This is a genomic window from Streptomyces sp. NPDC045899 (assembly GCF_056431485.1).
Map to the genome: position 1 here is coordinate 160,511 of NZ_JBWKKP010000002.1, position 24,556 is coordinate 185,066.

General features: G+C 71.3%; 25 protein-coding genes. 12 read left to right on the top strand and 13 right to left on the bottom strand.

All coding sequences use genetic code 11. The annotated features are described in order from the left end of the window. Positions 1–102: 102 nt before the first annotated feature. The 5 genes from AC07FT_RS03225 to AC07FT_RS03245 form a co-directional block, all read right to left on the bottom strand. The gene (locus AC07FT_RS03225) at positions 103–540 is read right to left on the bottom strand and encodes an ATP-binding protein (protein WP_479173569.1); all 438 of its coding nucleotides are present in this window, start codon (positions 538–540) and stop codon (positions 103–105) included. A 97-nt stretch (positions 541–637) separates the two neighbouring features. Further along, positions 638–1,054: a (deoxy)nucleoside triphosphate pyrophosphohydrolase gene (locus AC07FT_RS03230; RefSeq protein WP_431775959.1), complete on the bottom strand. Its 417-nt coding sequence runs from the start codon at positions 1,052–1,054 to the stop codon at positions 638–640. A gap of 48 nt (positions 1,055–1,102) precedes the next feature. After that, positions 1,103–1,288, bottom strand: coding sequence for an SPOR domain-containing protein (locus AC07FT_RS03235; protein WP_254738091.1), 186 nt, complete (start codon positions 1,286–1,288; stop codon positions 1,103–1,105). Positions 1,289–1,449: 161 nt separating this feature from the next. Further along, on the bottom strand, positions 1,450–3,114 hold the full coding sequence (locus tag AC07FT_RS03240; RefSeq protein WP_479173571.1) for an APC family permease: 1,665 nt from the start codon (positions 3,112–3,114) through the stop codon (positions 1,450–1,452). Positions 3,115–3,629: 515 nt separating this feature from the next. Beyond that, a complete protein-coding gene (locus AC07FT_RS03245; RefSeq protein WP_479173573.1) occupies positions 3,630–4,382 on the bottom strand; it encodes a GntR family transcriptional regulator in 753 nt (250 codons plus the stop codon). A 188-nt stretch (positions 4,383–4,570) separates the two neighbouring features. Here AC07FT_RS03245 and AC07FT_RS03250 point away from each other — a divergent pair, with 188 nt between their 5' ends. Continuing rightward, entirely contained in the window at positions 4,571–5,992 is a 1,422-nt protein-coding gene (locus AC07FT_RS03250; RefSeq protein ID WP_479173575.1) for a M1 family metallopeptidase, read from the top strand. Between the two features lie 37 nt (positions 5,993–6,029). Here the strand turns inward: AC07FT_RS03250 and AC07FT_RS03255 are convergent, their stop codons facing one another. Beyond that, positions 6,030–6,989, bottom strand: a complete 960-nt coding sequence (locus AC07FT_RS03255; protein WP_479173577.1) for a GlxA family transcriptional regulator — start codon at positions 6,987–6,989, stop codon at positions 6,030–6,032. A gap of 142 nt (positions 6,990–7,131) precedes the next feature. Here AC07FT_RS03255 and AC07FT_RS03260 point away from each other — a divergent pair, with 142 nt between their 5' ends. The 3 genes from AC07FT_RS03260 (at position 7,132) to AC07FT_RS03270 (ending at position 8,617) form a co-directional block, all read left to right on the top strand. Further along, entirely contained in the window at positions 7,132–7,644 is a 513-nt protein-coding gene (locus tag AC07FT_RS03260) for a PaaI family thioesterase (protein WP_479173579.1), read from the top strand. 21 nt (positions 7,645–7,665) lie between these two features. Then, a complete protein-coding gene (locus AC07FT_RS03265; protein ID WP_471194092.1) occupies positions 7,666–7,974 on the top strand; it encodes a DUF4326 domain-containing protein in 309 nt (102 codons plus the stop codon). A gap of 73 nt (positions 7,975–8,047) precedes the next feature. After that, positions 8,048–8,617, top strand: a complete 570-nt coding sequence (locus AC07FT_RS03270; protein WP_479173581.1) for a Uma2 family endonuclease — start codon at positions 8,048–8,050, stop codon at positions 8,615–8,617. A gap of 68 nt (positions 8,618–8,685) precedes the next feature. Here AC07FT_RS03270 and ychF read toward each other — a convergent pair whose 3' ends face one another. Continuing rightward, positions 8,686–9,774: a redox-regulated ATPase YchF gene (gene ychF, locus AC07FT_RS03275; protein WP_479173582.1), complete on the bottom strand. Its 1,089-nt coding sequence runs from the start codon at positions 9,772–9,774 to the stop codon at positions 8,686–8,688. Positions 9,775–10,091: 317 nt separating this feature from the next. On the opposite strand from ychF, the gene AC07FT_RS03280 reads away from it, so the two are divergent. Beyond that, positions 10,092–10,637, top strand: coding sequence for a DUF6542 domain-containing protein (locus AC07FT_RS03280; protein ID WP_479173584.1), 546 nt, complete (start codon positions 10,092–10,094; stop codon positions 10,635–10,637). Here the strand turns inward: AC07FT_RS03280 and ppgK are convergent. Further along, on the bottom strand, positions 10,534–11,322 hold the full coding sequence (gene ppgK / locus AC07FT_RS03285) for a polyphosphate--glucose phosphotransferase (protein WP_471194110.1): 789 nt from the start codon (positions 11,320–11,322) through the stop codon (positions 10,534–10,536). The two genes, AC07FT_RS03280 and ppgK, sit on opposite strands and share 104 nt — an antisense overlap. Beyond that, positions 11,319–12,350 (bottom strand): 4-hydroxy-3-methylbut-2-enyl diphosphate reductase, encoded by a 1,032-nt coding sequence (locus AC07FT_RS03290; protein ID WP_479173587.1) that lies wholly within the window; start codon positions 12,348–12,350, stop codon positions 11,319–11,321. The genes ppgK and AC07FT_RS03290 overlap by 4 nt, the downstream gene beginning before the upstream one ends. Positions 12,351–12,404: 54 nt before the next feature. Here AC07FT_RS03290 and xseA point away from each other — a divergent pair, with 54 nt between their 5' ends. The 3 genes from xseA (at position 12,405) to AC07FT_RS03305 (ending at position 14,701) form a co-directional block, all read left to right on the top strand. Beyond that, positions 12,405–13,634 (top strand): exodeoxyribonuclease VII large subunit, encoded by a 1,230-nt coding sequence (gene xseA, locus AC07FT_RS03295; RefSeq protein ID WP_471194113.1) that lies wholly within the window; start codon positions 12,405–12,407, stop codon positions 13,632–13,634. 45 nt (positions 13,635–13,679) lie between these two features. Beyond that, a complete protein-coding gene (locus tag AC07FT_RS03300; RefSeq protein ID WP_479173589.1) occupies positions 13,680–13,964 on the top strand; it encodes an exodeoxyribonuclease VII small subunit in 285 nt (94 codons plus the stop codon). A gap of 146 nt (positions 13,965–14,110) precedes the next feature. Continuing rightward, positions 14,111–14,701 (top strand): malonic semialdehyde reductase, encoded by a 591-nt coding sequence (locus tag AC07FT_RS03305; RefSeq protein ID WP_471194117.1) that lies wholly within the window; start codon positions 14,111–14,113, stop codon positions 14,699–14,701. A 55-nt stretch (positions 14,702–14,756) separates the two neighbouring features. On the opposite strand, the gene AC07FT_RS03310 is transcribed toward AC07FT_RS03305, so the two are convergent. Then, positions 14,757–15,320, bottom strand: a complete 564-nt coding sequence (locus AC07FT_RS03310; RefSeq protein WP_479173955.1) for a DUF4245 domain-containing protein — start codon at positions 15,318–15,320, stop codon at positions 14,757–14,759. 186 nt (positions 15,321–15,506) lie between these two features. Here AC07FT_RS03310 and glpX point away from each other — a divergent pair, with 186 nt between their 5' ends. Next, on the top strand, positions 15,507–16,538 hold the full coding sequence (gene glpX, locus AC07FT_RS03315) for a class II fructose-bisphosphatase (RefSeq protein ID WP_254738061.1): 1,032 nt from the start codon (positions 15,507–15,509) through the stop codon (positions 16,536–16,538). Between the two features lie 85 nt (positions 16,539–16,623). On the opposite strand, the gene AC07FT_RS03320 is transcribed toward glpX, so the two are convergent. Next, positions 16,624–16,980, bottom strand: a complete 357-nt coding sequence (locus AC07FT_RS03320; RefSeq protein ID WP_176180866.1) for a WhiB family transcriptional regulator — start codon at positions 16,978–16,980, stop codon at positions 16,624–16,626. A 179-nt stretch (positions 16,981–17,159) separates the two neighbouring features. Continuing rightward, positions 17,160–17,861 (bottom strand): DUF1707 SHOCT-like domain-containing protein, encoded by a 702-nt coding sequence (locus AC07FT_RS03325; protein WP_479173592.1) that lies wholly within the window; start codon positions 17,859–17,861, stop codon positions 17,160–17,162. 355 nt (positions 17,862–18,216) lie between these two features. Here AC07FT_RS03325 and AC07FT_RS03330 point away from each other — a divergent pair, with 355 nt between their 5' ends. Further along, positions 18,217–19,893: a fumarate hydratase gene (locus tag AC07FT_RS03330; RefSeq protein WP_479173594.1), complete on the top strand. Its 1,677-nt coding sequence runs from the start codon at positions 18,217–18,219 to the stop codon at positions 19,891–19,893. Between the two features lie 100 nt (positions 19,894–19,993). On the opposite strand, the gene AC07FT_RS03335 is transcribed toward AC07FT_RS03330, so the two are convergent. Continuing rightward, positions 19,994–21,061: a chitinase gene (locus tag AC07FT_RS03335; RefSeq protein WP_479173596.1), complete on the bottom strand. Its 1,068-nt coding sequence runs from the start codon at positions 21,059–21,061 to the stop codon at positions 19,994–19,996. Positions 21,062–21,249: 188 nt separating this feature from the next. On the opposite strand from AC07FT_RS03335, the gene AC07FT_RS03340 reads away from it, so the two are divergent. Beyond that, the gene (locus AC07FT_RS03340) at positions 21,250–22,221 is read left to right on the top strand and encodes a hypothetical protein (protein ID WP_479173598.1); all 972 of its coding nucleotides are present in this window, start codon (positions 21,250–21,252) and stop codon (positions 22,219–22,221) included. Next, complete coding sequence (locus AC07FT_RS03345) at positions 22,218–24,524, top strand: bifunctional polysaccharide deacetylase/glycosyltransferase family 2 protein (RefSeq protein WP_479173600.1); 2,307 nt, start codon at positions 22,218–22,220, stop codon at positions 24,522–24,524. The genes AC07FT_RS03340 and AC07FT_RS03345 overlap by 4 nt, the downstream gene beginning before the upstream one ends. Positions 24,525–24,556: the final 32 nt, after the last annotated feature.

The window sequence follows — 24,556 nt, forward strand, 5'->3', positions numbered from 1 at the left end:
ATCCGGAGTACGGTCTTCACGATCACAGCACTATCTCAGCCCGCAATCAGTTTCCGTCCCGGCTTTTGGTTAAGCGCTCAAGATCAGCGCTCCCCCACACTCCTAACCGGGCAGAGCCAACTCGAACCACACGGTTTTTCCCGCGTGCCTGCTCCGGGTCCCCCAGTGCAGCGCCGTGCGGGCCACCAACTCCAGGCCACGACCACCCTCGTCCTCGGCCCCGGCGGCCCGCGCCCGCGGCGGATCGGCCAGCGGATCCGACACTTCGACCATCAGTACGGATCCGGGTGACGAACGGTTTTCGCGGCGGGCGTACATCCGCAGCCCGATCGGGCCGCTGGCGTACCGCAGCGCGTTGGTGACCAGTTCGCTCACCAGAAGCACTGTGACATCGCTCATGGCGGACAGCCCCCACTCCTCCAGCACGGCCTGAACCCGACAGCGGGCGGTGCGGACCGCCCCCGGCTCGGCGGGGAAGATCCACTCGGCGAAGCCGGGCCTCGGTCCGGCCCGCCCTGCGCTGTCACTCACGCCGATCACTTCCCAGCCCCGGTGCAGCCCCTCCGGAATGTAGGGATTCAGGGAGGTTAATCAGCACATACCCGATATCCGGGGCGTCCTATCGTCCGGACGGGCGTCAGCGGGTGCGCGGCGGAGTGCGTTCGGCGCGCAGCAGGCGGACGGCCTGCGCCACCGCGGGACGGTCCTGGTCCAGCCAGTCGACCTCGTCCACCCGGTCGGGGGTGAGCCAGCGCAGCTCGTCGTGGTCCTGGAGCGGACGGGGCGTACCGGAGACCAGCCGCGCGGTCCACACCCGCAGCACATAACCCGGTTTCAGCGGCCATTCACCGGCCAGCGGCTCCAGCGGCCGGACCTCGACGCCCAGCTCCTCCCGCAACTCGCGGACCAGGGCCCGCGGCGGGGTCTCCCCCGGTTCGACCTTGCCGCCCGGGAGCTCCCAGCGGCCGGCGAGCTCCGGCGGGGCGCTGCGCCGGGCGGCCAGCAGACGCCCCTCGTCGAAAACGGCTCCGCCCACCACCACGCGCTCGCTCATGCGGGAACCCTAGGCGATGGGGAACGCGCGGCGCGCCTGCTACCGCGGCTACTGCGCCTGCCGGGAGGCGGCGGTGCGCTCCACCACGTAGAGGTGCTCCGGACCCTGGGCGTCGAGCCGGTCGGCCACCTCCTGGGCCTCCGACCGCGTGGCGTACCGGCCGACGCGGTAGCGGTTGCCGTTGTCGTCCTGGCGGATCACGAGCCATGGCAGTACCGCGGTGCCGTCACTCATCTCCCCGCCCCCTCCGTCATCCGGTCCCGCGACGGCTGACGCCGTCGCGGGACCGTCAAGGAATTCCCGGTCCGCATATGCCCGAGCCTACGCCCAACCTTCACTCAGCGGATACGTGTTCTCACGTGGAGGCACGCATCCGGCCATGCGGACCGGTGAACTCAGACGCGGACCGGCGTCTTGTCGAGGTCGTCGTCGGCCCCGTCGGCTTCTGCGGCCTCCTCGGCGGCGGCGTCGGCCAGCTCCCGCTCCGCCTCCAGCAGCGTGGGATTGCGCCAGGAGCTGCGCACGCCCCAGAAGTAGAACGCGAGACCGATCGCGGCGACGACCAGGATGTCCCAGCCCTCGGGCAGATAGCCGCGGCCGCCGAACTCCTCACCGCCGGCCCACGAGACCGCCGCCATGACCAGCAGGTAGGCCACCATCCAGGCACCGGCCGCCAGGTGCGGGCGCAGCTCGGCCCACGGCTTGCGCAGCTCGTACCAGGCCCAGACCGGCAGACCGATCGCCATGATGAAGATCACCTTGCCGGTGAGGGGCCAGCGGGCCCAGTAGAGCACCAGCGAGCCGAAGACCATCGCGACCGGGGCGATGACCGGCATCGCGCGCAGCTGGACCGGACGCGGCAGGTCCGGGGAGAGGCGGCGCAGCGACATCACGGCGACCGGGCCGGTGATGTAGGAGATCACGGTGGCCACGGAGACGATCTCGGCCAGCGAGCCCCAGCCGCGGAAGACGGCGAGGAAGGCGAAGGCGATCACCAGGTTGAGCAGCAGCGCCGGGCGCGGGATACCGGTCTTGGCGTCGACCTTGCCGAAGATCCCCGGCAGGTGGCCGTTCTCCTGGACACCCTGGATCATCCGGGAGGTGGTGGCCGCGTAGATCATGCCGGTGCCGGACGGGGAGACGAAGGCGTCGGCGTACAGCAGCAGCGCCAGCCAGTTCAGGCCCCAGGCGAGGGAGAGGTCGGCGAGCGGCGAGTTGTAGGACAGGCCCGACCAGCCGCCGTCCGCCAGATCGGCCGCCGGGACGGCGGTCAGGAAGGCGATCTGCAGTGCGACGTAGATCACCAGGGCGATCAGGATGGAGCTGATGACGGCCTTGGGCAGCGACTTCCCGGGGTTGCGCGCCTCGCCCGCCATGTTCAGCGGGGACTGGAAGCCGTTGTAGGCCCAGACGATGCCGGAGACGGCGACCGCGGTGAAGACCGAGCTCCAGCCGTTGGGGGTGAAGCCGCCGTTGTCCGTGACATTGCCGGTGTCGAAGTGCGACAGCAGCAGGGCGCCCGCGGTCAGGGCCGGGACGACCACCTTGAAGACGGTGATCGCGGTGTTGGTCTTCGCGAAGAGCGTGATCGCGAACCAGTTCAGGAAGAAGTAGAAGACCAGCAGCACCGAGGCGAGGGCGACACCGGTGCCGGTGAGCTCCTTGCCGTCGTACAGCTCCTTGGCCCAGCCGAAGTCCCAGGAGCTCATGTACTGGACCGAGGCGGTGGCCTCACCGGGGATCACGGAGACGATCGCGATCCAGTTGGCCCAGGCGGCCAGGTATCCGGCGAGCGAACCGTGCGAGTACTGACCGTAGCGGACCATGCCGCCGGCCTTCGGGAACATCGAGCCGAGCTCGGAATAGGTCAGGGCGATGGTCAGCGCCACGACGGCGCCGATCACCCAGGCCAGGATGGCGGCGGGACCGGCGAGCGCAGCGGCCCGCTCAGCGCCGAACAGCCATCCGGAGCCAATTATGGAACCGAGACCCACGGCGGTCAGAGCCACTGTTCCCAGTGACCTTTTGTAATGCGTGTGGGCTCCTTGTTCAGTGCTCAACGCCCTGACGCTCCTTTCAACCCCCAGTACCTGCACCTGATGCAAACGGGCGTCATCGTACAAGCGAATTGAAGGCCCACTTCACGGGTTTGAGCTGATCTTGAGCTCCAGACCGCTGGTGTGATGTGCGCAACACATCGTCGCAGGTCAAAGGCTGGCAAAACACACGGAAAGCAGAGACTGGGGCCGCCGAACCCCACCTTCGCGAAATCTCTACGGATCACCCTCGGAAAATCTGTAGCGCCCCGGTAATCCTGCGTAACGCAACCCGGTTCCAAGGGCTCTTGATGAATGTTCGTACCCGGCTATCTCAAATGGCCCGCGATGGATGAGTGACGCGAGTTGAGTCCGATGTGCCGGACTTCGATCCGGAGTTCCCCGGCAGATACGCGGCTCAAATCTACCTCAAATTCAGATGAGCTCAAATCGAGCTCAAATTCGCCTGAGGCAAAGGGAGTTGGCGTTCGAGGGGCCGCGCAATCGACGGCGCCGCCCCAACAGGGCGGCGCCCGGGGTCACTTCACCGGCAGGTGGTAGGCGACCCGATAGCGCTCGGCCAGCACCACCACATCCGCCGTCTCCACCGGACGCCCGCCCGCGCGGTACGTACGGGAGACGACCAGCACCGCGTGGCCCGGCACCCCGCCGAGCGCGAGCACCTCCTCCGCCAGACCGGGGCGCGCCGCGACCTCCTCGGTCACGTTGTCCACCACCAGGTCGAGGGCGGCCATCCGGGAGACCACCCCGCGCCCGGCCAGCGGACCCTCCTCGGGGAGCATCACCGGGGTGCGGCCGGTGATCGCGAGCGGCTCCCAGGAGGTGGAGAACATCACCGGCTCCCCGCCCGAGCGGAAGAGATAGCGGGTGCGCATCACCCTGCCACCGGGCTCGATACCCAGCCGCTCCGCGGTCTCCCGCCCGGCCTCCTCCTGCTCGCTCACCGCGTCCCAGGTGCCGATGACCCGGTCGTCGGCCTGTTCCTGGCGGAACGGGGAGGACGGGCCCGAGCCGTGGTACCCGGCGCGGGAGAGCAGCCGCGGGACGAGCTGGGGGCGCACATAGGTGCCCGAGCCGGAGCGGCCCTCCACCAGCCCCTCGGCCATCAGTACCTTGCGGGCCTCGAGCGCGACGGTGTCCGAGACCCCGTACTCCTCGCGGATCCGCGCCTGGGAGGGAAGACGCGCGTGGGGTGGCAGCTCGCCCGCGGCGATCTTCTTCCTGAGATCGTCGGCGACGCGGAGATATGCGGGCTGGTCACCAAAGGCCACGTGCACTCCCAGTGGTTGACAGTCGGCAACAGCTTGGCAACCGAGGGTTGCCGTTCGCAACTGAAGGCCAGAGCTTCACCAGAAGTGGTGAACCCCAGCTCAACGACGTTTACTTGGACTCCTTCGACAATGCCCCGTTCAGTCGGTTTCATTGGCGATCACCAGCTCACCTGACCAAGGAGCGTCCGTTGTCCCCTCGTCGCCGTCCACGCGTCGTGTCCACCGCCCTGCTGCTCGTCCTGAGCGCGGCCTGTACCGGAGCCTCCGGCGGACAGGACGGCCCTGACCGTGTCCGCGGGGCCAAGCCGGGCGCCGCCGGCGTCGGCGACAAGCTCTTTCCGAAGATGGGCAACGGCGGCTACGACGTCACCGACTACCGGCTGACGCTCGACTACACGCCCGACACCAACCGCCTCAAGGGCACTGCCAAGATCACCGCCCGCGCCACCAGCGCCCTGAGCTCCTTCCACCTCGACTTCGCCGGGCTGCGCGTCCGCAAGGCGACGGTGAACGGACGGACGGCCGAGGCCGAGCGGCAGGGCACCGAGCTGAAGCTCACCCCGGCCGCCGCCCTCCCCAAGGGCCGCGCCTTCACCGCCACGGTGGTCTACGACGGCAAGCCGAAGACCATCAAGGATCCGGACGGGTCCGAGGAGGGCTGGATCGAGACGGACGACGGCGCCGTCGGACTCGGTGAACCGACCGGCTCCATGGCCTGGTTCCCCGGCAACCACCACCCCTCCGACAAGGCCCGCTACGACATCACCGTGACCGTGCCCAAGGGGCTGACCGCCGTCTCGGGCGGGGAGTTGAAGCAGCGGAAGACCCACGGCCGTCACACCACGTTCCGTTGGAGCTCCGCGGAGCCGATGGCCTCCTACCTGGCCACCGTCGCGGTCGGCGACTTCGATGTGCACAGCACGACCACCGATGGTGAACTCCCCCAGTACGTCGCGGTCGACCCCGACGAGGCGGGGGACTCCACCAAGGTGCCCGACCAGATCACCAAGGTGACCGACTGGGAGAGCCGGACCTTCGGCCGCTACCCGTTCTCCTCCACCGGCGCGATCGTCGACCATCTGCCCGGGCTCGGCTACGCCCTGGAGACCCAGACCAAGCCGTACTTCGCCAGCGCGCCGGACGAGATCCTCCTCGTCCACGAACTGGCCCACCAGTGGTTCGGCAATTCGGTCACCCCCCGTCTGTGGAAGGACATGTGGCTCAACGAGGGGTTCGCCACCTACGCCGAGTGGCTGTGGGAGGAGGACCACGGCGGCCGCACCGCCGACCGGACCTTCCGCGACTTCTACGACGGCACCGACGACGAGAGCGGCGGCATCTGGGACTTCGCCCCCGCCGCTCCGCCGAGCGCCGCGCGGGTCTCGGACGCGCCGGTCTACGGACGCGGGGCGATGGTGCTGCACAAGCTGCGCCGGGCCGTCGGCGACAGGGACTTCTTCACCATCCTGCGCACCTGGGTCAAGGACCACCGGCACGGCAACGCCACCACCAAGCAGTTCATCGCGCTGTCCGAGCGGATCTCGGGCAAGGACCTCACGAAGCTCTACGACGTCTGGCTGTTCGGGAAGGACAAGCCCGCGCAGCCGTGAGGCAGCGGGACGCGGCCTGAGTTCACTCTGCCTGAACTCAGCGGGAGCGCAGCGCCCCGGCCGTGGCGCCGGTGCGCTCCCGCAGCAGCACCCGCAGGGTGTTGGCGTGTTCGTAGCCGACCTTGCGGGCGATGGCCTCCAGCGACAGTCCGGTGGTGCGCAGCAGATGCGAGGCCCGCTCGACCCGCAGGTCCTGGACGAAGCGCACCGGTGAGGTGCCGAGGGTGCGGCGCACGGTGCGCTGGAGGGTGCGTTCGCTGACGCCGAGGGAGCGCGCGGCGTCGGCCACGCTCACCGGCTCCTCCAGCCGCTGCCGGACCCAGCGCTCGAACCCGGCGACCACGGGGTCGCTCTGGGCGAGGGCGCTGGGGATGGTGTACGCCGACTGCGCGGGCCGCTCGTCCACCACCAGATAGCTGGTGACGAGGTCGGCCAGCGCGGGGCTGGTCATCCGGACCACCGCGAGGGCGAGATCCACATGGCCGAAGGCCGCCCCGGCGGTGATCACCCCGTCCGACGCACACACCATCCGCGTCTCGTCGACCGTGACCCCGGGGTACCGCTTGCGGAAGACCGGCGCCAGCCACCAGCTGGTGGTCGCCCGCCGCCCCTCCAGCACGCCCGCCTCGGCCAGCAGGAACGTCCCCGTACAGGCCGAGGCCACCGGGGCGCCCCGCTCCCGGGTCCGCGCCACCAGATCCCGCGCCGCCGCCGACGGCTCCCCGGCGACATGGGCGAGCAGCACCTCCGGCCGCCGTTCCGCCAGCGCCGGGACCAGCAGCAGATCCGCGTCCGCCGCCTCGGCCACCGGCGCGGTGGTCACCTCCAGCCCGGCGCCGGTGCGCACCCGGCGGCGGAAGCCCACGGTGGTGACCCGCCAGGCGGGCGGGGGCTGCGGCAGCTCCCGGCGCATCCCGTTGGCGCCCCGGAGTACGTCGAGGAAGGCCGCGAGGCCGGAGTCGAAGCAGCCGTCATAGGCCAGCACCGCGATGTCCATGACGGAAACGGTATCGGAACCGTCGTTTCCGACACTGGGAGGCGACCGGCCGCGGACCTAGCGTGAGGGCTCACCAACCCGGGCACCGCCCGGCCCCGGCCGACCCGGCCCCAGCCGGCCTGCGAGAACGGACGCACCACCGATGACCGACACCCGCACCGCGCGCACCCGCACCCACACCTGGGAGCCGCCGGCCCCCGACCCCGAGGACGGCCATCGCTCGGGCCTCGAGGTGCTCCAGCGGATCCTGGACGGACGGCGGCCCGCACCGCCGATCGGCTCCACCCTCGGCTTCCGGCTGGTGGACGCCGCCGAGGGACGCGCGGTCTTCGAGGGCGAACCCGGGGAGCACCTGCTCAATCCGATGGGCTCCGTCCACGGCGGCTTCCTGGCCACCCTCCTCGACTCGGCCCTCGGCTGCGCCGTCCTGTCGACCCTCCCCGCCGGACGCCTCTACACCACCGCCCAACTGGGGGTCCATCTGGTGCGCCCGGTCTTCGCCGACACCCCGCGACTGCGCTGCGAGGGTACGGTCCTGCACACGGGCCGCACGACCGCGACCGCCGAGGCGCGGGTCATCGGCGCGGCCGACGGCAAGCTGTACGCACACGCCACCACCACCTGCGCGGTCATGGACGCACCGCGGAGCGGCTGACGGAGCCGGAAGGAACCGCCCATGTCCGAGACGACCGTCGTCAACCTCAAGGGCCACCGCGACGACCCGGACTACGCCGACGTGGTCTACGTCGGCCGGGCCATGCACCGCGGCGGCTGGCACCTCGACGCCTCCCCGCTGGCCAGCCCCTACCGCCCCGGCCCGGACGGCACCCGCGAGGAGGTCCTGGAGAAGTACCGCGCCCACCTGCTCGCCCGCCCCGACCTCATGGCCCTCCTCCCCGCCCTCCGCGGCCACCGCCTCGGCTGCTGGTGCGTCCCGCAGCCCTGCCATGCCCAGGTCATCGCAGAACTGGCGGACCAGGGCTGACCCCGCTCCCGCCGGATACGGCGGTCGGCCGATCGGCATGTCGCCGCACCTCCCGAATCGCTAGGGTTGCACCATGACCGCACTGCCCGACTGGATGCGCCCGCCACGCGCTGAAGGCTGGTTCGCGGAGGATCTGGACCGCCTTCCCGAGGCGCCCCGCCACACCGAGCTCATCGACGGAGCGCTCGTCTTCATGATGTCCCCCCAGCGGTCGTGGCACGGCCGCCTCGTCACCAGGCTCACGGTCGCGCTCGAGCAGCAGGCTCCCGAGGGCTTCGAGGCCGACCGGGAGATGACGATCCGCCTCGACGAGCGCAATCGCCCCGAGCCGGATCTGCTGCTCACCACCGCTCCGTTCGTCGCCGACCGCACCTGGTACGCGCCGGAGCAGGTCCGCCTCGTGATCGAGGTCGTGTCACCCGAGTCCGCCCACCGCGACCGGACCGTCAAACTCCGCAAGTACGCCGAGGCCGGGATCCCGCATTACTGGTGCATCGAGGACGAGCACGGCGCCCCCGTCGTACACGTCTACGAGCTGGACGGGCCGACAGGTGGCTACGCACCGGCGGGCATCTTCCGCAACACCCTCAAACGGCCGGTGCCGTTCCCGATCGATCTCGATCTGGACAGCCTCACCCCCTGAGGACACCTGGTCTGACAACGCCGAGGGCCGGGCTCATCGAGCCCGGCCCCCTCGTATGTGGTGCGACGTCAGACGTTGAAGCGGAACTCCACCACGTCCCCGTCCCGCATCACGTAGTCCTTGCCCTCCATCCGCGCCTTGCCCGCCGCGCGGGCCTCCGCGACGGAGCCGGTTTCGACGAGTTCGTCGAAGGAGATGACCTCGGCCTTGATGAAGCCCTTCTGGAAGTCGGTGTGGATCACACCGGCGGCCTCGGGGGCCGTGGCGCCCTTCTTGATGGTCCAGGCGCGGGACTCCTTGGGGCCTGCCGTGAGGTAGGTCTGGAGGCCCAGGGTGTTGAAGCCGACGTGGGCCAGGGTGGCCAGGCCCGGCTCGTCCTGGCCGACGGACTGGAGCAGCTCCAGGGCCTCGTCCTCGTCGAGCTCGGCGAGGTCGGCCTCCAGCTTGGCGTTGAGGAAGATCGCCTCGGCGGGGGCGACCAGGGCGCACTGCTCGGCCTTGAAGGCGTCGTCGGTCAGCTCGTCCTCGTCGACGTTGAAGACGTAGAGGAAGGGCTTGGTGGTCAGCAGATGCAGCTCGTGGAGGAGCTCGGCGCGCTCGCTGCCCTGGACGATGCCCGCGGAGAAGAGGGTGCGGCCCTCCTCGAGGATGGCCTTGGCCTCCTCGACCGCCTTGACCTGGGCCTGCTTGTCCTTCTGGATCCGCGACTCCTTGACCAGGCGCGGCAGCACCTTCTCGATGGTCTGGAGATCGGCGAGGATCAGCTCGGTGTTGATCGTCTCGATATCGCTCTTGGGCGAGATCTTGCCGTCGACGTGGACGACGTTCTCGTCCTTGAAGGCACGGATGACCTGGCAGATCGCATCGGACTCACGGATGTTCGCCAGGAACTTGTTGCCCAGGCCCTCACCCTCGGAGGCGCCCTTCACGATCCCGGCGATGTCGACGAAGTCGACGGTGGCGGGCAGTTTGCGGGCGGAGCCGAAGAGCTCGGCGAGCTTGTCGAGCCGGGGGTCCGGGACGCCGACGACACCGACGTTGGGCTCGATGGTGGCGAACGGGTAGTTGGCCGCGAGCACGTCGTTCTTGGTCAGGGCGTTGAACAGGGTCGACTTGCCGACATTGGGCAGACCGACGATTCCGATCGTGAGCGACACGTTGGCGACTTCCCGTAGCTTCCCGTAGCGGGGATGTGATGACAGGGACGTGGCCCCTGACGGGGCCGGTCCACCAGTCTACGGGGCCGTCCACGATCACCCACCCGGGCTGATTATCAGTCGAACACGCTGCCAAGGTCCTGCGAAGGGCGTGTCCAAGGGCGGATTACCGCCCTCCGTCGACCTACGTTGGTCGGGTGGAGCACTACAGCACACGGACGCCCCGGCGGACCGCGGCCCCGCCGCCCCGGCCGGCCGCGGACGATACGTACACGGGCCGGGGCGGCAGGGGACCGGGCAGGAGCGGCGCGGACCGGGTGTCACGCCCGGCGCGGGCGCCCGCGCGGCGGGCGCGCCCGCTCGGCGTCGCCGCCGGGGCGCTGTCCGGGCTGCGCGGGCTGGGCTGGCCGAACCCCCGGCTCACCGGACTCGGCACGGGGCTGTTGACCACCGGGGCCATGCTCGGCTTCGGCTGTCTGGACGCCTTACTCTTCTCCGGCTCCCCGGCCGTGTACAGCGGGTTCTTCCTGTTCGCCTGCGTCGCGTGCGCCATGTGGGTGCGCCCGGCCGATCTGCTGGCGGGGCCGGTGACGGTCCCGCTCGCCTTCACGGCCGGGCTGCTGCCGATCAACGACGGCGGTGACGGGTTCGGCGGACAGGCGATCGGCGTGTTCACCGTGCTCTCGCTGCACGCGGGCTGGCTCTACTCCGGGACGCTGCTGACCGTGCTGATCGTGCTGGTGCGCCGGGCGACGCTGGTCAGCCAGCGCCGCCGGCAGCGGCCGACGCGGACGACGCGGCCATCGCGGCCCCCACGATCCCCGCATTGTTCTGGAGCCGGGCAGGCACGATCTCGGCTCTGACGCCCTCGATCAGCGGCAGGAACTTCTGGGCCTTGCGGCTCACCCCGCCGCCGATCACGAACAGCTCGGGCGAGAACAGCATCTCCAGATGGGCCAGGTACTTCTGCACCCGGTGCGCCCAGTGCTCCCAGCTGAGGTCATGGTCCTCCTTGACCTTGGTCGAGGCGCGCTTCTCCGCCTCGTGGCCGTTCAGCTCCAGATGGCCCAGCTCGGTGTTGGGCACCAGGGTGCCGCCGGTGAAGACCGCGCTGCCGATACCGGTGCCGAGGGTGAGCAGGATGACCGTGCCCGTGCGGCCCTGCCCCGCGCCGAAGGTCATCTCCGCGACCCCGGCAGCGTCCGCGTCATTGAGCACGGTGACCGGGCAGTCCAGCCGGCCGCGGAGCAGCGCGGCCAGATCGGTGCCGATCCAGCTCTTGTCGACGTTGGCGGCGGTACGGGTGGTGCCCTCCGTGACGACGCCGGGGAAGGTCACCCCGACCGGCCGCCCGGACCAGTCGAAGTGCCGGACGACCTCCACCAGCCCGTCCACGACCGCCTCGGGCGTCGCCGGGTGCGGGGTGAGTACCTTGTGACGCTCCTCGGCCAGATCGCCGCGGTCCAGGTCCACCGGCGCGCCCTTGATACCGGACCCGCCGATGTCCACACCGAACACCCGCGCGGTGGAACCGCCCGCGGCGGTCACCGCTCCGCGCCGCCCGTCGCGGCACTTCCGGTGGCGGTACCGCCCGCGGAGGCGGCCGCCGCCTCGGCCCGCAGATCGCGGCGCAGCTCCTTGGGGAGCGAGAAGGTCAGGCTCTCCTGCATCGGCTGGACCACCTCGACATCGCCGTAGCCACGCTCGGCCAGCCACTCCAGAACGCCCTCGACGAGCACGTCCGGTACGGAGGCGCCGGAGGTCACACCGACCGTGGACACACCCTCCAGCCACGCCTCGTCGATCTCGCTGGCGAAGTCGACCAGATGCCCGGCCTTCGCCCCGGCGCCGAGGGCGACCTCGACCAGCCGGACGGAGTTGGAGGAGTTCTTGGAGCCGACGACGATGACGAGGTCGGACTCGGCGGCCACCTGCTTGATCGCGGTCTGGCGGTTCTGGGTGGCGTAGCAGATGTCGTCGCTGGGCGGGCTGATCAGCTGCGGGAAGCGCTCCTTGAGCGCGTCCACCGTCTCCATGGTCTCGTCGACCGACAGGGTGGTCTGGGAGAGCCAGACGACCTTGGACTCATCGCGGACCTCGACGTTCTTCACATCGTCCGGGCCGTCGACCAGCGTGATGTGGTCGGGCGCCTCACCGCTGGTCCCGATGACCTCCTCATGGCCCTCGTGACCGATCAGGAGGATGTCGTAGTCGTCCTTGGCGAACCGGACGGCCTCCTTGTGGACCTTGGTCACCAGGGGGCAGGTGGCGTCGACGGTGGCCAGCTGCCGCTGCTTGGCCTCCTCGTGGACGACCGGCGCGACACCGTGGGCCGAGAAGATCACGATCGACCCCTCGGGCACCTCCTCCGTCTCGTCGACGAAGATCGCGCCCTTCTTCTCCAGGGTCTGGACGACGTATTTGTTGTGGACGATTTCCTTGCGCACGTAGATCGGCGCGCCGTACTGCTCCAGGGCCTTCTCGACGGCGATCACGGCACGGTCGACACCGGCGCAGTAGCCACGCGGGGCGGCGAGCAGGACCCGGCGGGCGGAGGTTGCAGTCATGACCCCCATGGTAGGGGCGATGAACCGGGGTTCCTGTCGGCGGTGGCCGATACGCTCGCGGTCATGGCTGTCAACACGTCCGCGGAGGAGCCGATCCCGGTCGGCGAGGTGTCCCGGCTGATCGGGGGGTGGATCGACCGGCTGGGGGCGGTGTGGGTGGAGGGTCAGATCACCCAGCTGTCCCGGCGCCCCGGCGCGGGGGTGGTGTTCCTGACGCTGCGCGACCCCAGTTATGACATCTCGCTCACCGTCACCTGTTTCCGTGCCGTGTTCGACCGCATCGCGGACACGGTCACCGAGGGCGCGCGGGTGGTGGTGCACGCCAAGCCGGAGTGGTACGCCCCGCGCGGTCAGCTCTCGCTGCGCGCCGCCGAGATCCGCCCGGTCGGTGTCGGGGAGCTGCTGGCACGGCTGGAGCAGCTGAAGAAGGCGCTGACGGCGGAGGGGCTGTTCGCCGCCGACCGCAAGAAGCGGCTGCCGTTCCTGCCTCAGCGCATAGGGCTGGTGTGCGGCCGGGCGTCGGCCGCGGAGCGGGACGTCCTGGAGAACGCCCGGCTGCGCTGGCCCGCCGTCCGCTTCGAGGTGCGCAATGTGGCGGTGCAGGGGGTGCACGCCGTGCCGCAGGTGATCGAGGCGGTCAAGGAGCTGGACGCGCTGCCCGAGGTGGACGTGATCATCGTGGCGCGCGGCGGCGGCAGTGTGGAGGACCTGCTGCCGTTCTCGGACGAGCAGTTGGTGCGGGCGGTGGCCGCGTGTGTCACCCCGGTGGTCTCCGCGATCGGCCATGAGCCGGACTCCCCGCTGCTGGACCTGGTGGCCGATCTGCGGGCGTCCACGCCCACCGACGCGGCGAAGAAGATCGTCCCCGATGTGGGCGAGGAGCTGCTGCGCATCCAGCAGCTGCGCGAGCGCGCGCTGCGCAGTGTCCACGGACTGCTGGACCGGGAGGAGCGTGGGCTCTCGGCGGCGCTGGCCCGCCCCTGCTTCCAGCGCCCCCGGCGGATGGTGGACGAGCGCGAGGAGCAGATCGCCGCCGTGCTGGAGCGCGGCCGCCGCTGTCTGGGCCATCTGCTGGACCGGGCCGAGTCCGAGCTGACCCACACCCATGCCCGGGTGGTGGCCCTCTCCCCCGCCGCCACGCTGCGCCGCGGCTATGCGGTGCTCCAGCACGCCGACGGTTCGGTGGTCCGCGCGGCGGACGAGGTGGAGCGGGACGAGGAGCTGAGGGCGCGGGTGGCCGAGGGCGAGTTCACGGTCCGCGCGGTCGGCGCCCCCGCCGCCGAGGGCGGCTGAGCGGACGGCCCTGCGGTGTCGGTCCCTGTGCATAGGGTGTGCGGCATGGCGAAGACGGACGAGAAGGCGAACGACACCTCGGCCCTCGGCTACGAGCAGGCGCGGGACGAGCTGGTCGAGGTCGTGCGCCGGCTGGAGGCGGGCGGCACCAGCCTGGAGGAGTCGCTCGCGCTGTGGGAGCGCGGCGAGGAGCTGGCGAAGGTGTGCCGCCGCTGGCTGGAGGGGGCACGGGCGCGGCTGGACGCGGCGCTGGCCGAATCGGGCGCGGAGGACGCCGAGGGGGCGGACACCGGGGAGCGCGCGGGGGGCGCCGGGGCCGACGGCGCCTGAGGGCATCAGGGGCGGCCGGACGCCGTGATGCGGACCGGTCGCTGTGATGCGGAGCACCCTGCCGCCGTTTTAGTTGAACGTTAATCTAAAACCGGTACGGTGGGTGGCGACATCAGATCCCACCGCTGTGACCCGAAGGTTGTGTCATGACTCTCGCCCTCGACCCCGCCGCCCAGGACCTGCTCTTCCGCGAGGCGCACACCGCCAACACCTTCACCGACGAGCCGGTGTCCGAGGAGCAGGTGCGGGCGATCTACGACCTGATCAAGTTCGGCCCGACCGCCTTCAACCAGTCGCCGCTGCGGGTGGTCCTGGTGCGCACCCCCGAGGCCCGGGAGCGTCTGGTGCCGCATATGGCCGAGGGCAACCGGCCCAAGACGGCCACCGCCCCGCTGGTCGCGATCCTCGCCGCGGACAATGAGTTCCACGAGGAGCTGCCGACGCTCTTCCCGCATTTCCCGCAGGCCAAGGACGTCTTCTTCACCGAGCGCGACGCCCGTGAGCGGGCCGCCGGGCTCAATGCCGCGCTCCAGGCGGGCTACTTCATCGTGGGCGTCCGCGCCGCCGGTCTGGCCGCGGGCCCGATGTCCGGCTTCGACGCCGCCGGGGTGCGGAAGGAGTTCCTGGACGACGACCACACCCCGCTGATGGTGGTCAACATCGGCAAGCCGGGTCCGGACGCCTCGCGGCCGCGCGGTCCGCGGCTGGGCTTCGACGAGGTCGTCACCAGCGTCTGACGCCGCTCCGGCCGGTCGGCTCCGGCCGTCCGGCCCGGCGCTCCGGCCGCCGTGCTCAGCCCTTCCGGGCCTCGAGCGCGGTGGCCATCTTCGTCAGGTGGGCACGGGACGCGGTCCCGGTGACCACCGTGGTCACCCCGCGCTCCCGGCAGACCAGGGCGTCGTACTTCTCACCCTCGTAGCGGACCCACTCCTTGCCGTCGATCCGCTGGACGTCCTTGGTCGCGCGGGCCCGCTGGGTGACGTCCTCGATGAAGGTCACGGGCTTGGCATCGCTCTGCTCGACGGCCACGTACTCCCGCTCGGCGTCCAGGAAGCCCAGGTGCCAGGCGGCGCCGCCGTCCGCGCCACCGCCTGCGCCACCGCCGCCACCCGCCGGCGTGTACGTGACCGAGGTGGCCCGCCAGCCCTTGGGCAGACTGCCCGACCCGGGGGCGGCCACGGGGTAGGGCGCGGCACGGCGGGCCGTCTGGAGCTCGACCCGGTAGTCGACCGTCCGGACGCCGCCGTCCTTGTCGCTGTCGTCGTGCGGGATCTGGAAGACATAGATGCCCGCCGCGACGGCGCCGATCACCGCCAGCGACAGCAGCATGTCCCGGACCGTCTCTTTGCCTCGCATACCTGCCACGTCCCCTATCGTCCCTCATCCCGCCGCGGTACCCCGCAACAGGGCCGCGCTCATGCGTGGGGTCCTCTGCTCACCTTCGCAATCAACGGATAAAGTCATGAGCACCCTCACCCTGCTCGCCCGTCGAACGGCGAGGGGGGATCTTCCGGCCGTCGCCGTACAGAAAGGTGCGCTCCGATGACCGAGCATCATCTGCCGTCCCAGCTCGAGGTCAGCCCCGAGGCCCCCGACCGCAACCTCGCCCTGGAGCTCGTCCGGGTCACCGAGGCGGGAGCCATGGCCTCCGGCCGCTGGGTGGGCCGTGGCGACAAGAACGGCGCCGACGGCGCCGCCGTCAAGGCCATGCGTTCGCTGGTGCACACCGTCTCGATGAACGGTGTCGTGGTCATCGGCGAGGGCGAGAAGGACGAGGCGCCGATGCTCTACAACGGAGAGCGGGTCGGCGACGGCACGGGCCCGGAGTGCGATGTCGCGGTGGACCCGGTGGACGGCACCACCCTCACGGCCAAGGGCATGGCCAACGCGGTCTCGGTGCTCGCGGTCGCCGAGCGCGGCACGATGTTCGACCCATCGGCCGTGTTCTACATGGACAAGCTGGTCACCGGCCCGGAGGCGGCGGAGTTCGTCGACATCACCGCGCCGCCCGGGGTGAACATCCGGCGGATCGCCAAGGCCAAGCGGTCCAGCCCCGAGGACGTCACCGTGGTGGTGCTGGACCGTCCCCGGCACGAGGGCATCGTCAAGGAGATCCGCGAGGCGGGCGCGCGCATCAAGTTCATCTCGGACGGCGACGTGGCCGGAGCGATCATGGCGGTGCGCGAGGGTGCCGGCGTGGATCTGCTGCTGGGCGTGGGCGGCACTCCGGAGGGCATCATCGCGGCCTGTGCGATCAAGTGCCTCGGCGGCACCATCCAGGCCAAGCTGTGGCCCAAGGACGACGAGGAGAAGCAGCGGGCCCTGGACGCCGGTCATGACCTGGACCAGGTGCTCCAGACCGACGACCTGGTAAAGGGCGACAACGTGTTCTTCGTCGCCACCGGTATCACCGACGGCGATCTGCTGCGCGGGGTGCGGTACCGCGCGGAGACCGCGACCACCCAGTCGCTGGTGATGCGGTCCAAGTCCGGGACCATCCGGCAGATCGACTCCACCCACCGGCTGTCCAAGCTGCGCGCGTACGCCTCGGTGGACTTCGAGCGCGCCCGCTAGGACGGACGACGCCGCACACTTCGGGACCGGGCCTCATCTCTGCGGTGGGCCCGGTCCCGTGGTGTGTGAGGAGCCGTCGGAGCGCTCAGCCCGCGGCGGCCACCCGCATGGCGCGCTGGAGCTCGGCCTCCCGGCGACGGCGGCGGGCCAGCACGACCCGGCGCTCGGCGGCGGTCAGACCGCCCCACACCCCGTACGGCTCGGGCTGCAACAGCGCGTGCTCCCTGCACTCGACCATGACCGGGCAGCGCGCACACACGCGCTTGGCGGCCTCTTCCCGCGACAGCCGCGCAGCCGTGGGCTCCTTGGAGGGAGCGAAGAACAGCCCGGCCTCGTCCCGTCGGCACACCGCCTCCGAGTGCCAGGGGCCGGCCTGATCCCGAGCGGGGATGCGCTGCGGGGGCACGGCGGCGTCCAGCAGGGGCTGATGCGGTTGCAGCACGGTCTACTCCTGACGACGGCTCCGGTGGTCACCCTTGCCCGCCTCAAGGCGTACGGCCCCGTGTGCACCCCCATCAGCCGTACGAGAGACGATGCACCAAGCCTTACCCGCTGTGCGCGCGCTTATGCACACCGTTGTCCCGACCGCAAATTCCCTGCGCTCGCCCGGGCTTCACCGGACTACGACCGCAGGTTCTTCAGTCGCTTACCCCGCTTCGCCCGTGCTTCCACCCCTCCGAAGAGAGCGAATCCGCTGACATGGATCACCGGCGCCTCCGGATCCGGGGCCTCGACGGGGGAAACGTCGAAGCCGCCGAAGATCCCGGCGCCCGAACCGTGCAGGGTGACGTTCTCCGGAACCTTGATCTCCACACCGCCGAACAGCGCCGACACCCGGATCTCGACCTCCCGCCGCTCGAAGACCGCCTCGGTCAGATCGATCTCCGCCCCGCCGAACAGCACCAGCGCGTTGGTCCTGCGGCGGACCCGCCAGCGGCCCTTGCGCGCCGCCCCGCCGAAGATCGCCACCACGTTCTCCGCGGCGGGAGGCGTACGGGAGGGGTCGGCGCCGCCGCGGACCGCGTCCGGTCCGGCGCCGCGGCCCGGCGCCGCGGGCAGATCACGGACCAGGGGCTCCAGTTCACCGAGGGTCTTGGCGCGGTAGACCGCATCGATCCGCTCCGCGTGCTCCTCCGGGTCGAGCCGTCCCTCGGCGAGGGCCTCCCGCAGGATGTCCGCGATCCGGTCGCGGTCCGCGTCGGAAGCGCGCAGCGGCGAGTGCGCGGGCGTGGGCGCGGTGTGCGCCACGGCGGTGTGCGCCACGGGCGAGGGCGCCGTGTCGGAAGGGGACTTGGTCAGGGGCACCGGCTGCTGCTCATCCACGCGATCAGCGTACCCAGTCGCGATAGATCGCGACTAGGTCCTGCCCTGCCGGCCTTCGTGGATCAGGCCGCGGCGTCTGGTGCAGGGGGCGCCTCCCAGCGGTAGCCGGAGGAGCATCGCACGGCGGAGGGTCGCCCTCGTACCGGGCGTACTCGGATGATCCCGACAACGCGGCGAGGTGCGGTGCCAGGCGTCGCGGGCCCACGACGACCGGCAGGACAGGACCTGGGGGTTTCACGGACACCCCGGGAGGCGACTGAGCCTTACCTCACCGGCGCCACCCCGCCGCGTCGTTCTAATCTGGTGGGCGCTGCCGTCGTTGTCAGCCCTGTCTGCCGAGTGAGGAATGGCCGGAATGCCTGAGTTTGCCTACACGGATCTGCTGCCTCTGGGCGAGGACACCACGCCGTACCGCCTGGTGACCTCGGAGGGCGTGAGCACCTTCGAGGCCGACGGTCGCACCTTCCTGAAGGTCGAGCCGGAGGCCCTGCGCAAGCTGGCGGCCGAGGCGATGCACGACATCTCGCACTATCTGCGCCCGGCCCACCTCGCCCAGCTGCGCCGGATCCTCGACGACCCGGAGGCCAGCGCCAACGACCGGTTCGTCGCGCTGGACCTGCTGAAGAACGCGAACATCGCGGCGGCGGGCGTCCTGCCGATGTGCCAGGACACCGGTACCGCGATCGTGATGGGCAAGCGCGGTCAGCAGGTGCTGACCGAGGGCGGCGACGAGGAGGCCCTCTCGCGCGGTGTCTACGACGCCTACACCGAGCTCAACCTGCGCTACTCCCAGATGGCCCCGCTGACCATGTGGGAGGAGAAGAACACCGGCTCCAACCTGCCCGCGCAGATCGAGCTGTACGCGACCGACGGCGGCGCCTACAAGTTCCTCTTCATGGCCAAGGGCGGCGGCTCGGCCAACAAGTCCTTCCTCTACCAGGAGACGAAGGCGGTGCTGAACGAGGCGTCGATGATGAAGTTCCTGGAGGAGAAGATCCGCTCGCTGGGCACCGCCGCGTGCCCGCCGTACCACCTGGCCATCGTGGTGGGCGGCACCAGCGCCGAGTACGCGCTCAAGACCGCCAAGTACGCCTCGGCGCACTACCTCGACGAGCTGCCCTCCGAGGGCTCCCCGACCGGCCACGGCTTCCGCGACAAGGAGCTGGAGGAGAAGGTCTTCGAGCTGACGCAGAAGATCGGGATCGGGGCGCAGTTCGGCGGCAAGTACTTCTGCCATGACGTCCGGGTCGTCCGGCTGCCCCGGCACGGCGCGTCCTGCCCGGTCGCCATCGCCGTCTCCTGCTCGGCCGACCGCCAGGCGCTCGCGAAGATCACCCCCGAGGGCGTCTTCCTGGAGCAGCTGGAGACCGACCCGGCGCGCTTCCTGCCGGACACCACCGACGAGGAGCTGACCAAGGGCGCGGGCCCGGACCTGGACGCGGTCGCCATCGACCTCAACCGGCCGATGGACGACGTCCTGGCCGAGCTGACCAGGCACCCGGTCAAGACCCGGCTCTCGCTGACCGGCACGCTGGTCGTCGCCCGTGACATCGCGCACGCGAAGATCAAGGAGCGGCTGGACGCGGGCGAGGAGATGCCGGAGTACCTGAAGAACCACCCGGTCTACTACGCGGGCCCGGCCAAGACGCCCGAGGGCTACGCCTCCGGTTCGTTCGGTCCGACGACGGCGGGCCGGATGGACGCCTACGTCGAGCAGTTCCAGGCCGCGGGGGGCTCGAAGGTCATGCTGGCCAAGGGCAACCGCTCGCAGCAGGTCACCGACGCCTGCGCCGCGCACGGCGGCTTCTACCTGGGCTCGATCGGCGGCCCGGCGGCACGGCTGGCCCAGGACTGCATCAAGAAGGTCGAGGTCCTCGAGTACGAGGAGCTCGGCATGGAGGCGGTCTGGAAGATCGAGGTCGAGGACTTCCCGGCGTTCATCGTGGTGGACGACAAGGGCAACGACTTCTTCACCGACCGCGGCCCCGCGCAGCCCTTCGTCTCCAGCATCCCGGTGCGCCAGGGCGCCTGACGGACGGATCCGGGGGCCGGGACGGCGGTGCGCCGTCCCGGCCCCCGGCCGTCGTCCCCGAGCGTTGTTCCCCGGCCGCCGGTCCCGGCCCTGGTCCCGGTCAGCCCCTGAGCACCGCCTCGAAGGCCCCGGGCCGCTGGGCGATACCGCTGCACCGGTTCTCCGGGGTGGCCCCGGAGTTCTCCTCGCCGTCCGGGTACCGGCCGTCCTCCTCCGCGTCGGGGCACGGCCGGTCGCGTTCCGCGGACCACATCGACAGCCGCCCGATCCCCTTCGCCGCGGCGAACCGGGCCAGCCCGGCCGCGTCCTCCAGCGTGAACACCTCGCCGGAGACATCGTTGAGCCCGATCATCGGCGTCACCCCGAGGGCCTTCCACGCCGCCTCGTCGGAGAGCCCGAGCACCCCGCGCACCCGGGCCTGGGCGGCGGTCGCCGCCCGCATCGCGTAGTCGCCCATGTCGCCGGTGTGCGCACCGCTGTAGTTCATCGCCATGATGTTCACCGCCGAGACGGTGACGCCCTCGTCCCTGGCCGCTTCCAGCTGGGCGGTGCTCGGCGCCGTCAGCCCGTCGGGCATGGCGGGCAGGGTGAAGGAGACGTCCAGGCCCTCGTGGGTGCGCTGGAGCAGGGCGATGGCCTGGGCGCGGCGGGCGGCCGCGGCGGGGTCGGCGAGACCGTCGCCCTCGATGTCGAAGTCCGCCTTGGCCAGCCCGTAGCGCTCGATCACCTCGGTGTAGGCCGCGGCGAGTTCGGAGACGTCGGTGCAGGCGGTGCTCAGCTCGGTGCCGTCGGCGCCGCCGAAGGAGACCCGGACGTCACCGCCCGCGCGGCGCACCTCCTCGATCCGGGCGTCCAGCGCCCGGTCGTCCAGGGTGGTGCCGCCGTCCCAGACCGGTGCGCAGCCGTCGCCCGCGACGACGAAGCCGAGGGTGAACTCCTTGACCCCGCGCCCCGCCGCGGCGGTCATGTCGTACCCCGTCTCGGACCAGGCGCTGACGTACGGGACGAAAGCGGCGGGGGGCGGCGGTGCCGGCTGCGGGCTCCGCACGGGCGCGGCCACCCGGGTGCGCGGTTCCGTCGGCTCCTGCTGTCCGGCCCATACGGCGATGGTGGCGCAGACCACGGCGCCTGCCACGGCGATTCCGCTCATGCGGGGGCTGGCCCTCATGGCTCTCGCTCCTGTCGGTGATGTTCGGGGGTGATGTCCGGTTCGGGGGTGTGGGGCAGCGGGGAACTCCACCCCCGTGCCGCCCTCCACCGCAAACCTCGCATATCCGAGAAATGGAACGAACTATGACACACCGCATGTTTGACTGATATGTCTCAAGTCGTATTTCCTGGACTAGCCTCTCGCTCATGCATCCTCAGTCAGACGTGGTCGAGCGAGTGCCTTCGCGACCCCTCCGCCCCGAAGTGGCCGGGAAAGGGCCGGTGTTCGTCGATCCTTCCGGGCGACGCGGCCGCCTGGTGCGGCACGCGGGTGTGATCGCGGGGGCCGTCTGCCTCGGCTACTCGGTGGTCCTGGCGGTGAGCTTCGCGGGGGGAACCGCGTTCGCTCCCGAGACGCTCATCCCGGGACATCCGATCTCCACGGAGGCGTTCGGCCGGAAACCGCAGGGCGGGGTGGAGCGGATCCATCCGGAGCACCGGCCGCCGTCCCCGCCCCGGGACGGGACCCGGCACGGTCCGCGGCCGCACGGGGACGGTGCCGGCGGCGCGGACACCGGCGGCACCGCGGTGCGGACCGTGCGCCCGCCGGCGCTCGGGAAGCCCGCCGCGCCGGAGCCGCCCGCCGCGGCCCGGCCCCGTCCGGCATCCGCCGAACCCGCCGTCCGGGTACGCGCCGAGGGCCCGGAGCACGCCGGGAAGAAGGCCCGGGGCCACACCCCTTCGCGCACCGCGGCCACCGGCGAGAAGCGCACCGCACACCGCGAGCACCGGCGCCCCCGCCCGGCCGCGAGGAAGGCGGGGCACCACGCCGAGCGGCCCCATCGCCCCGAACCCGTCCGGCGCCCAGAGAATCCCCGTCCGGCCCTGCCCCAGGAGCCCTCCTGGTACCAGAGGCCCTCCTGGTACCCGCGGCCCACCGGTCCCGTACGGCCGGGCGGAGGCGCGGCGCACATCCCGGTCAACCGGCCGCCCGCCAACCGGCCGCCGGCCGCCCGGCCGCCCGCCGCGGGGACTGCCCCCCGCCCCCAGACCCCCGGGCGGAATCCCGTGTCCGGCAATCCGCCGGCCCCCCAGGCACCGCGGCCGCTGAACCCGGCCGGTCCCGCTGCCGGGGCCCGGCCGCCCGGCGTTCCGCAGAGCTGGAACACGCCGTCATGACCTTCGGCAGACAGCCGAAACTCCCCCGGCCACGCCGTCGCGGCCTCCCCTCGCCCCGACCGGCCACCGCGCCCCCACCGGCGCCCCGCACCTCCGGTGCGGGGCGCCGTGGCAGGTTCCGCGGCAGGGACCGGCTCGCCCCCCGGGGCCCCTTCCGCCGCGGGACCGCGCGGACCAGGACCGGGACCCGGACCGGGCTGAGGACCCGGATCCGTACGGTGCTGGCCCTCGCCACCCTGCTCGCGGTGGTCTGCGGACTGCTGCTGGACGGCTATCTGCACGCCGAGGTCGGCAACGACGCCCGCGTCCACCGGTCGCACCCCTCGCGCAGCGTGCCCGACCGGCTGCGCCACGGCGGCCCGGTGCTCACCTTCGACCGGCACGGCAGGGCGACCGAGCACACCATCCCCACCCGGACCGTGGCGCTCACCTTCGACGACGGCCCGGACCCGCGCTGGACGCCGGAGATCCTGGCGGTGCTGCGCAGGCACCGGGTGCCCGGCACCTTCTTCGTCGTGGGCCAGATGGTGGTCCGCCACCCCGAACTGGTGCGCCGGATGCGCCGGGCGGGCCATGAGATCGGGGTGCACACCTTCTCCCACATCGATCTGACGTACCAGGGCACCGGCCGGATCGACCGCGAACTGGCCCAGTCCCAGCTGGCCCTGGCGGGCGCCGCGGCCATCACCAGCTCGCTGTTCCGGGCGCCGTACGCCTCCGAGGTGAGCGCGCTGGACGACCGCACCTGGCCGGTCCAGCGGCATATCGGCGCCAAGGGCTACATCAGCGCGTTCGTGGACGCCGACAGTGAGGACTGGCGGCGGCCCCCGGTCCGGGACATCGTCCGCAACGCCACGCCGCACGCCGGAAAGGGCGCCTCCGTCCTGTTCCACGACGCGGGCGGCAACCGCTCCCGCACCGTACGGGCCCTGGACCGGTACATCGGCCGGATGAAGGAGAAGGGCTACTCCTTCACCACCGTCACCGGCGCGCTGGGCGCCCCCAGCGCCAACCATCCCGCCGGAACCGCCCATGTCTGGCAGGGCCGGGCGCTGATCCGGGCCGCGTCGCTCACCCAGGCCGCCGTACCGTGTCTGGCGGGGCTGCTGGGGCTGGTCGGCGCCGCCGTGATCGGGCGGCTGCTGATGATGGTGGGCCTGGCCTCCTGGCACCACCGCACCCGGGCCCGGCGGCGCTACCGGCTGGTGCAGCAGGTGGACGACCCGGTGAGCGTGATCGTGCCCGCGTACAACGAGAAGGAGTGCATCGCCAACACCCTGACCTCGCTGGCCGCCAGCACCCATCCGATCGAGATCGTGGTCGTGGACGACGGCTCCACCGACGGCACCGCCGAGATCGTGGAGGCCATGGCGCTGCCCAACGTCCGGGTGCTGCGCCAGCCCAACGCGGGCAAACCCGCCGCCCTCAACCACGGCATCGCCCACGCCCGCCACGACCTGATCGTGATGATGGACGGTGACACCGTCTTCGAACCGACCACCGTCCGCGAACTGGTCCGCCCCTTCGCCGACCCCCGCGTCGGCGCGGTCGCGGGCAACGCCAAGGTCGGCAACCGCGACAAGCTGATCGGCGCCTGGCAGCACATCGAGTACGTCATGGGGTTCAACCTGGACCGGCGGATGTACGACCTGCTGCGCTGTATGCCGACCATCCCGGGCGCGATCGGTGCCTTCCGCCGCCGGGCGGTGCTGGACGCCGGGGGCATGAGCGCGGACACCCTGGCCGAGGACACCGACATCACCATCGCCCTGCACCGGGCCGGGTGGCGGGTGGTCTACCAGGAGTACGCCCGCGCCTGGACCGAGGCGCCGAGCACCCTCGGCCAGTTGTGGAAGCAGCGCTACCGCTGGAGCTACGGCACCATGCAGGCGCTGTGGAAGCACCGCCGCTCGATCGTCGACCGGGGGCCCTCCGGGCGGTTCGGCCGGGTGGGGATGCCGCTGGTGCTGCTCTTCCAGATCGTCACCCCGCTGTGCGCGCCGCTGATCGACCTGTTCACGCTGTACGGCCTGGTCTTCCTGGACCCCGAGCGCTCGGCCCTGGCCTGGGGCGCGCTGATGCTGGTGCAGCTGCTGGGCGCGGCGTACGCGTTCCGGCTGGACCGGGAGCGCTACCGGGCGCTGCTGGTGCTGCCGCTCCAGCAGATCGCCTACCGCCAGCTGATGTACCTGGTGCTGCTGCACTCCTGTGTGACGGCCGCGACCGGCGCCCTGCTGCCGTGGCAGAAGCTCAAGCGCACCGGTGAGGTGGACTCCCTGCGAGCCCGGGAAGCCGTACGGTGACCGGCCTCACCCGCCCGGTCCGGCCGTCGCCG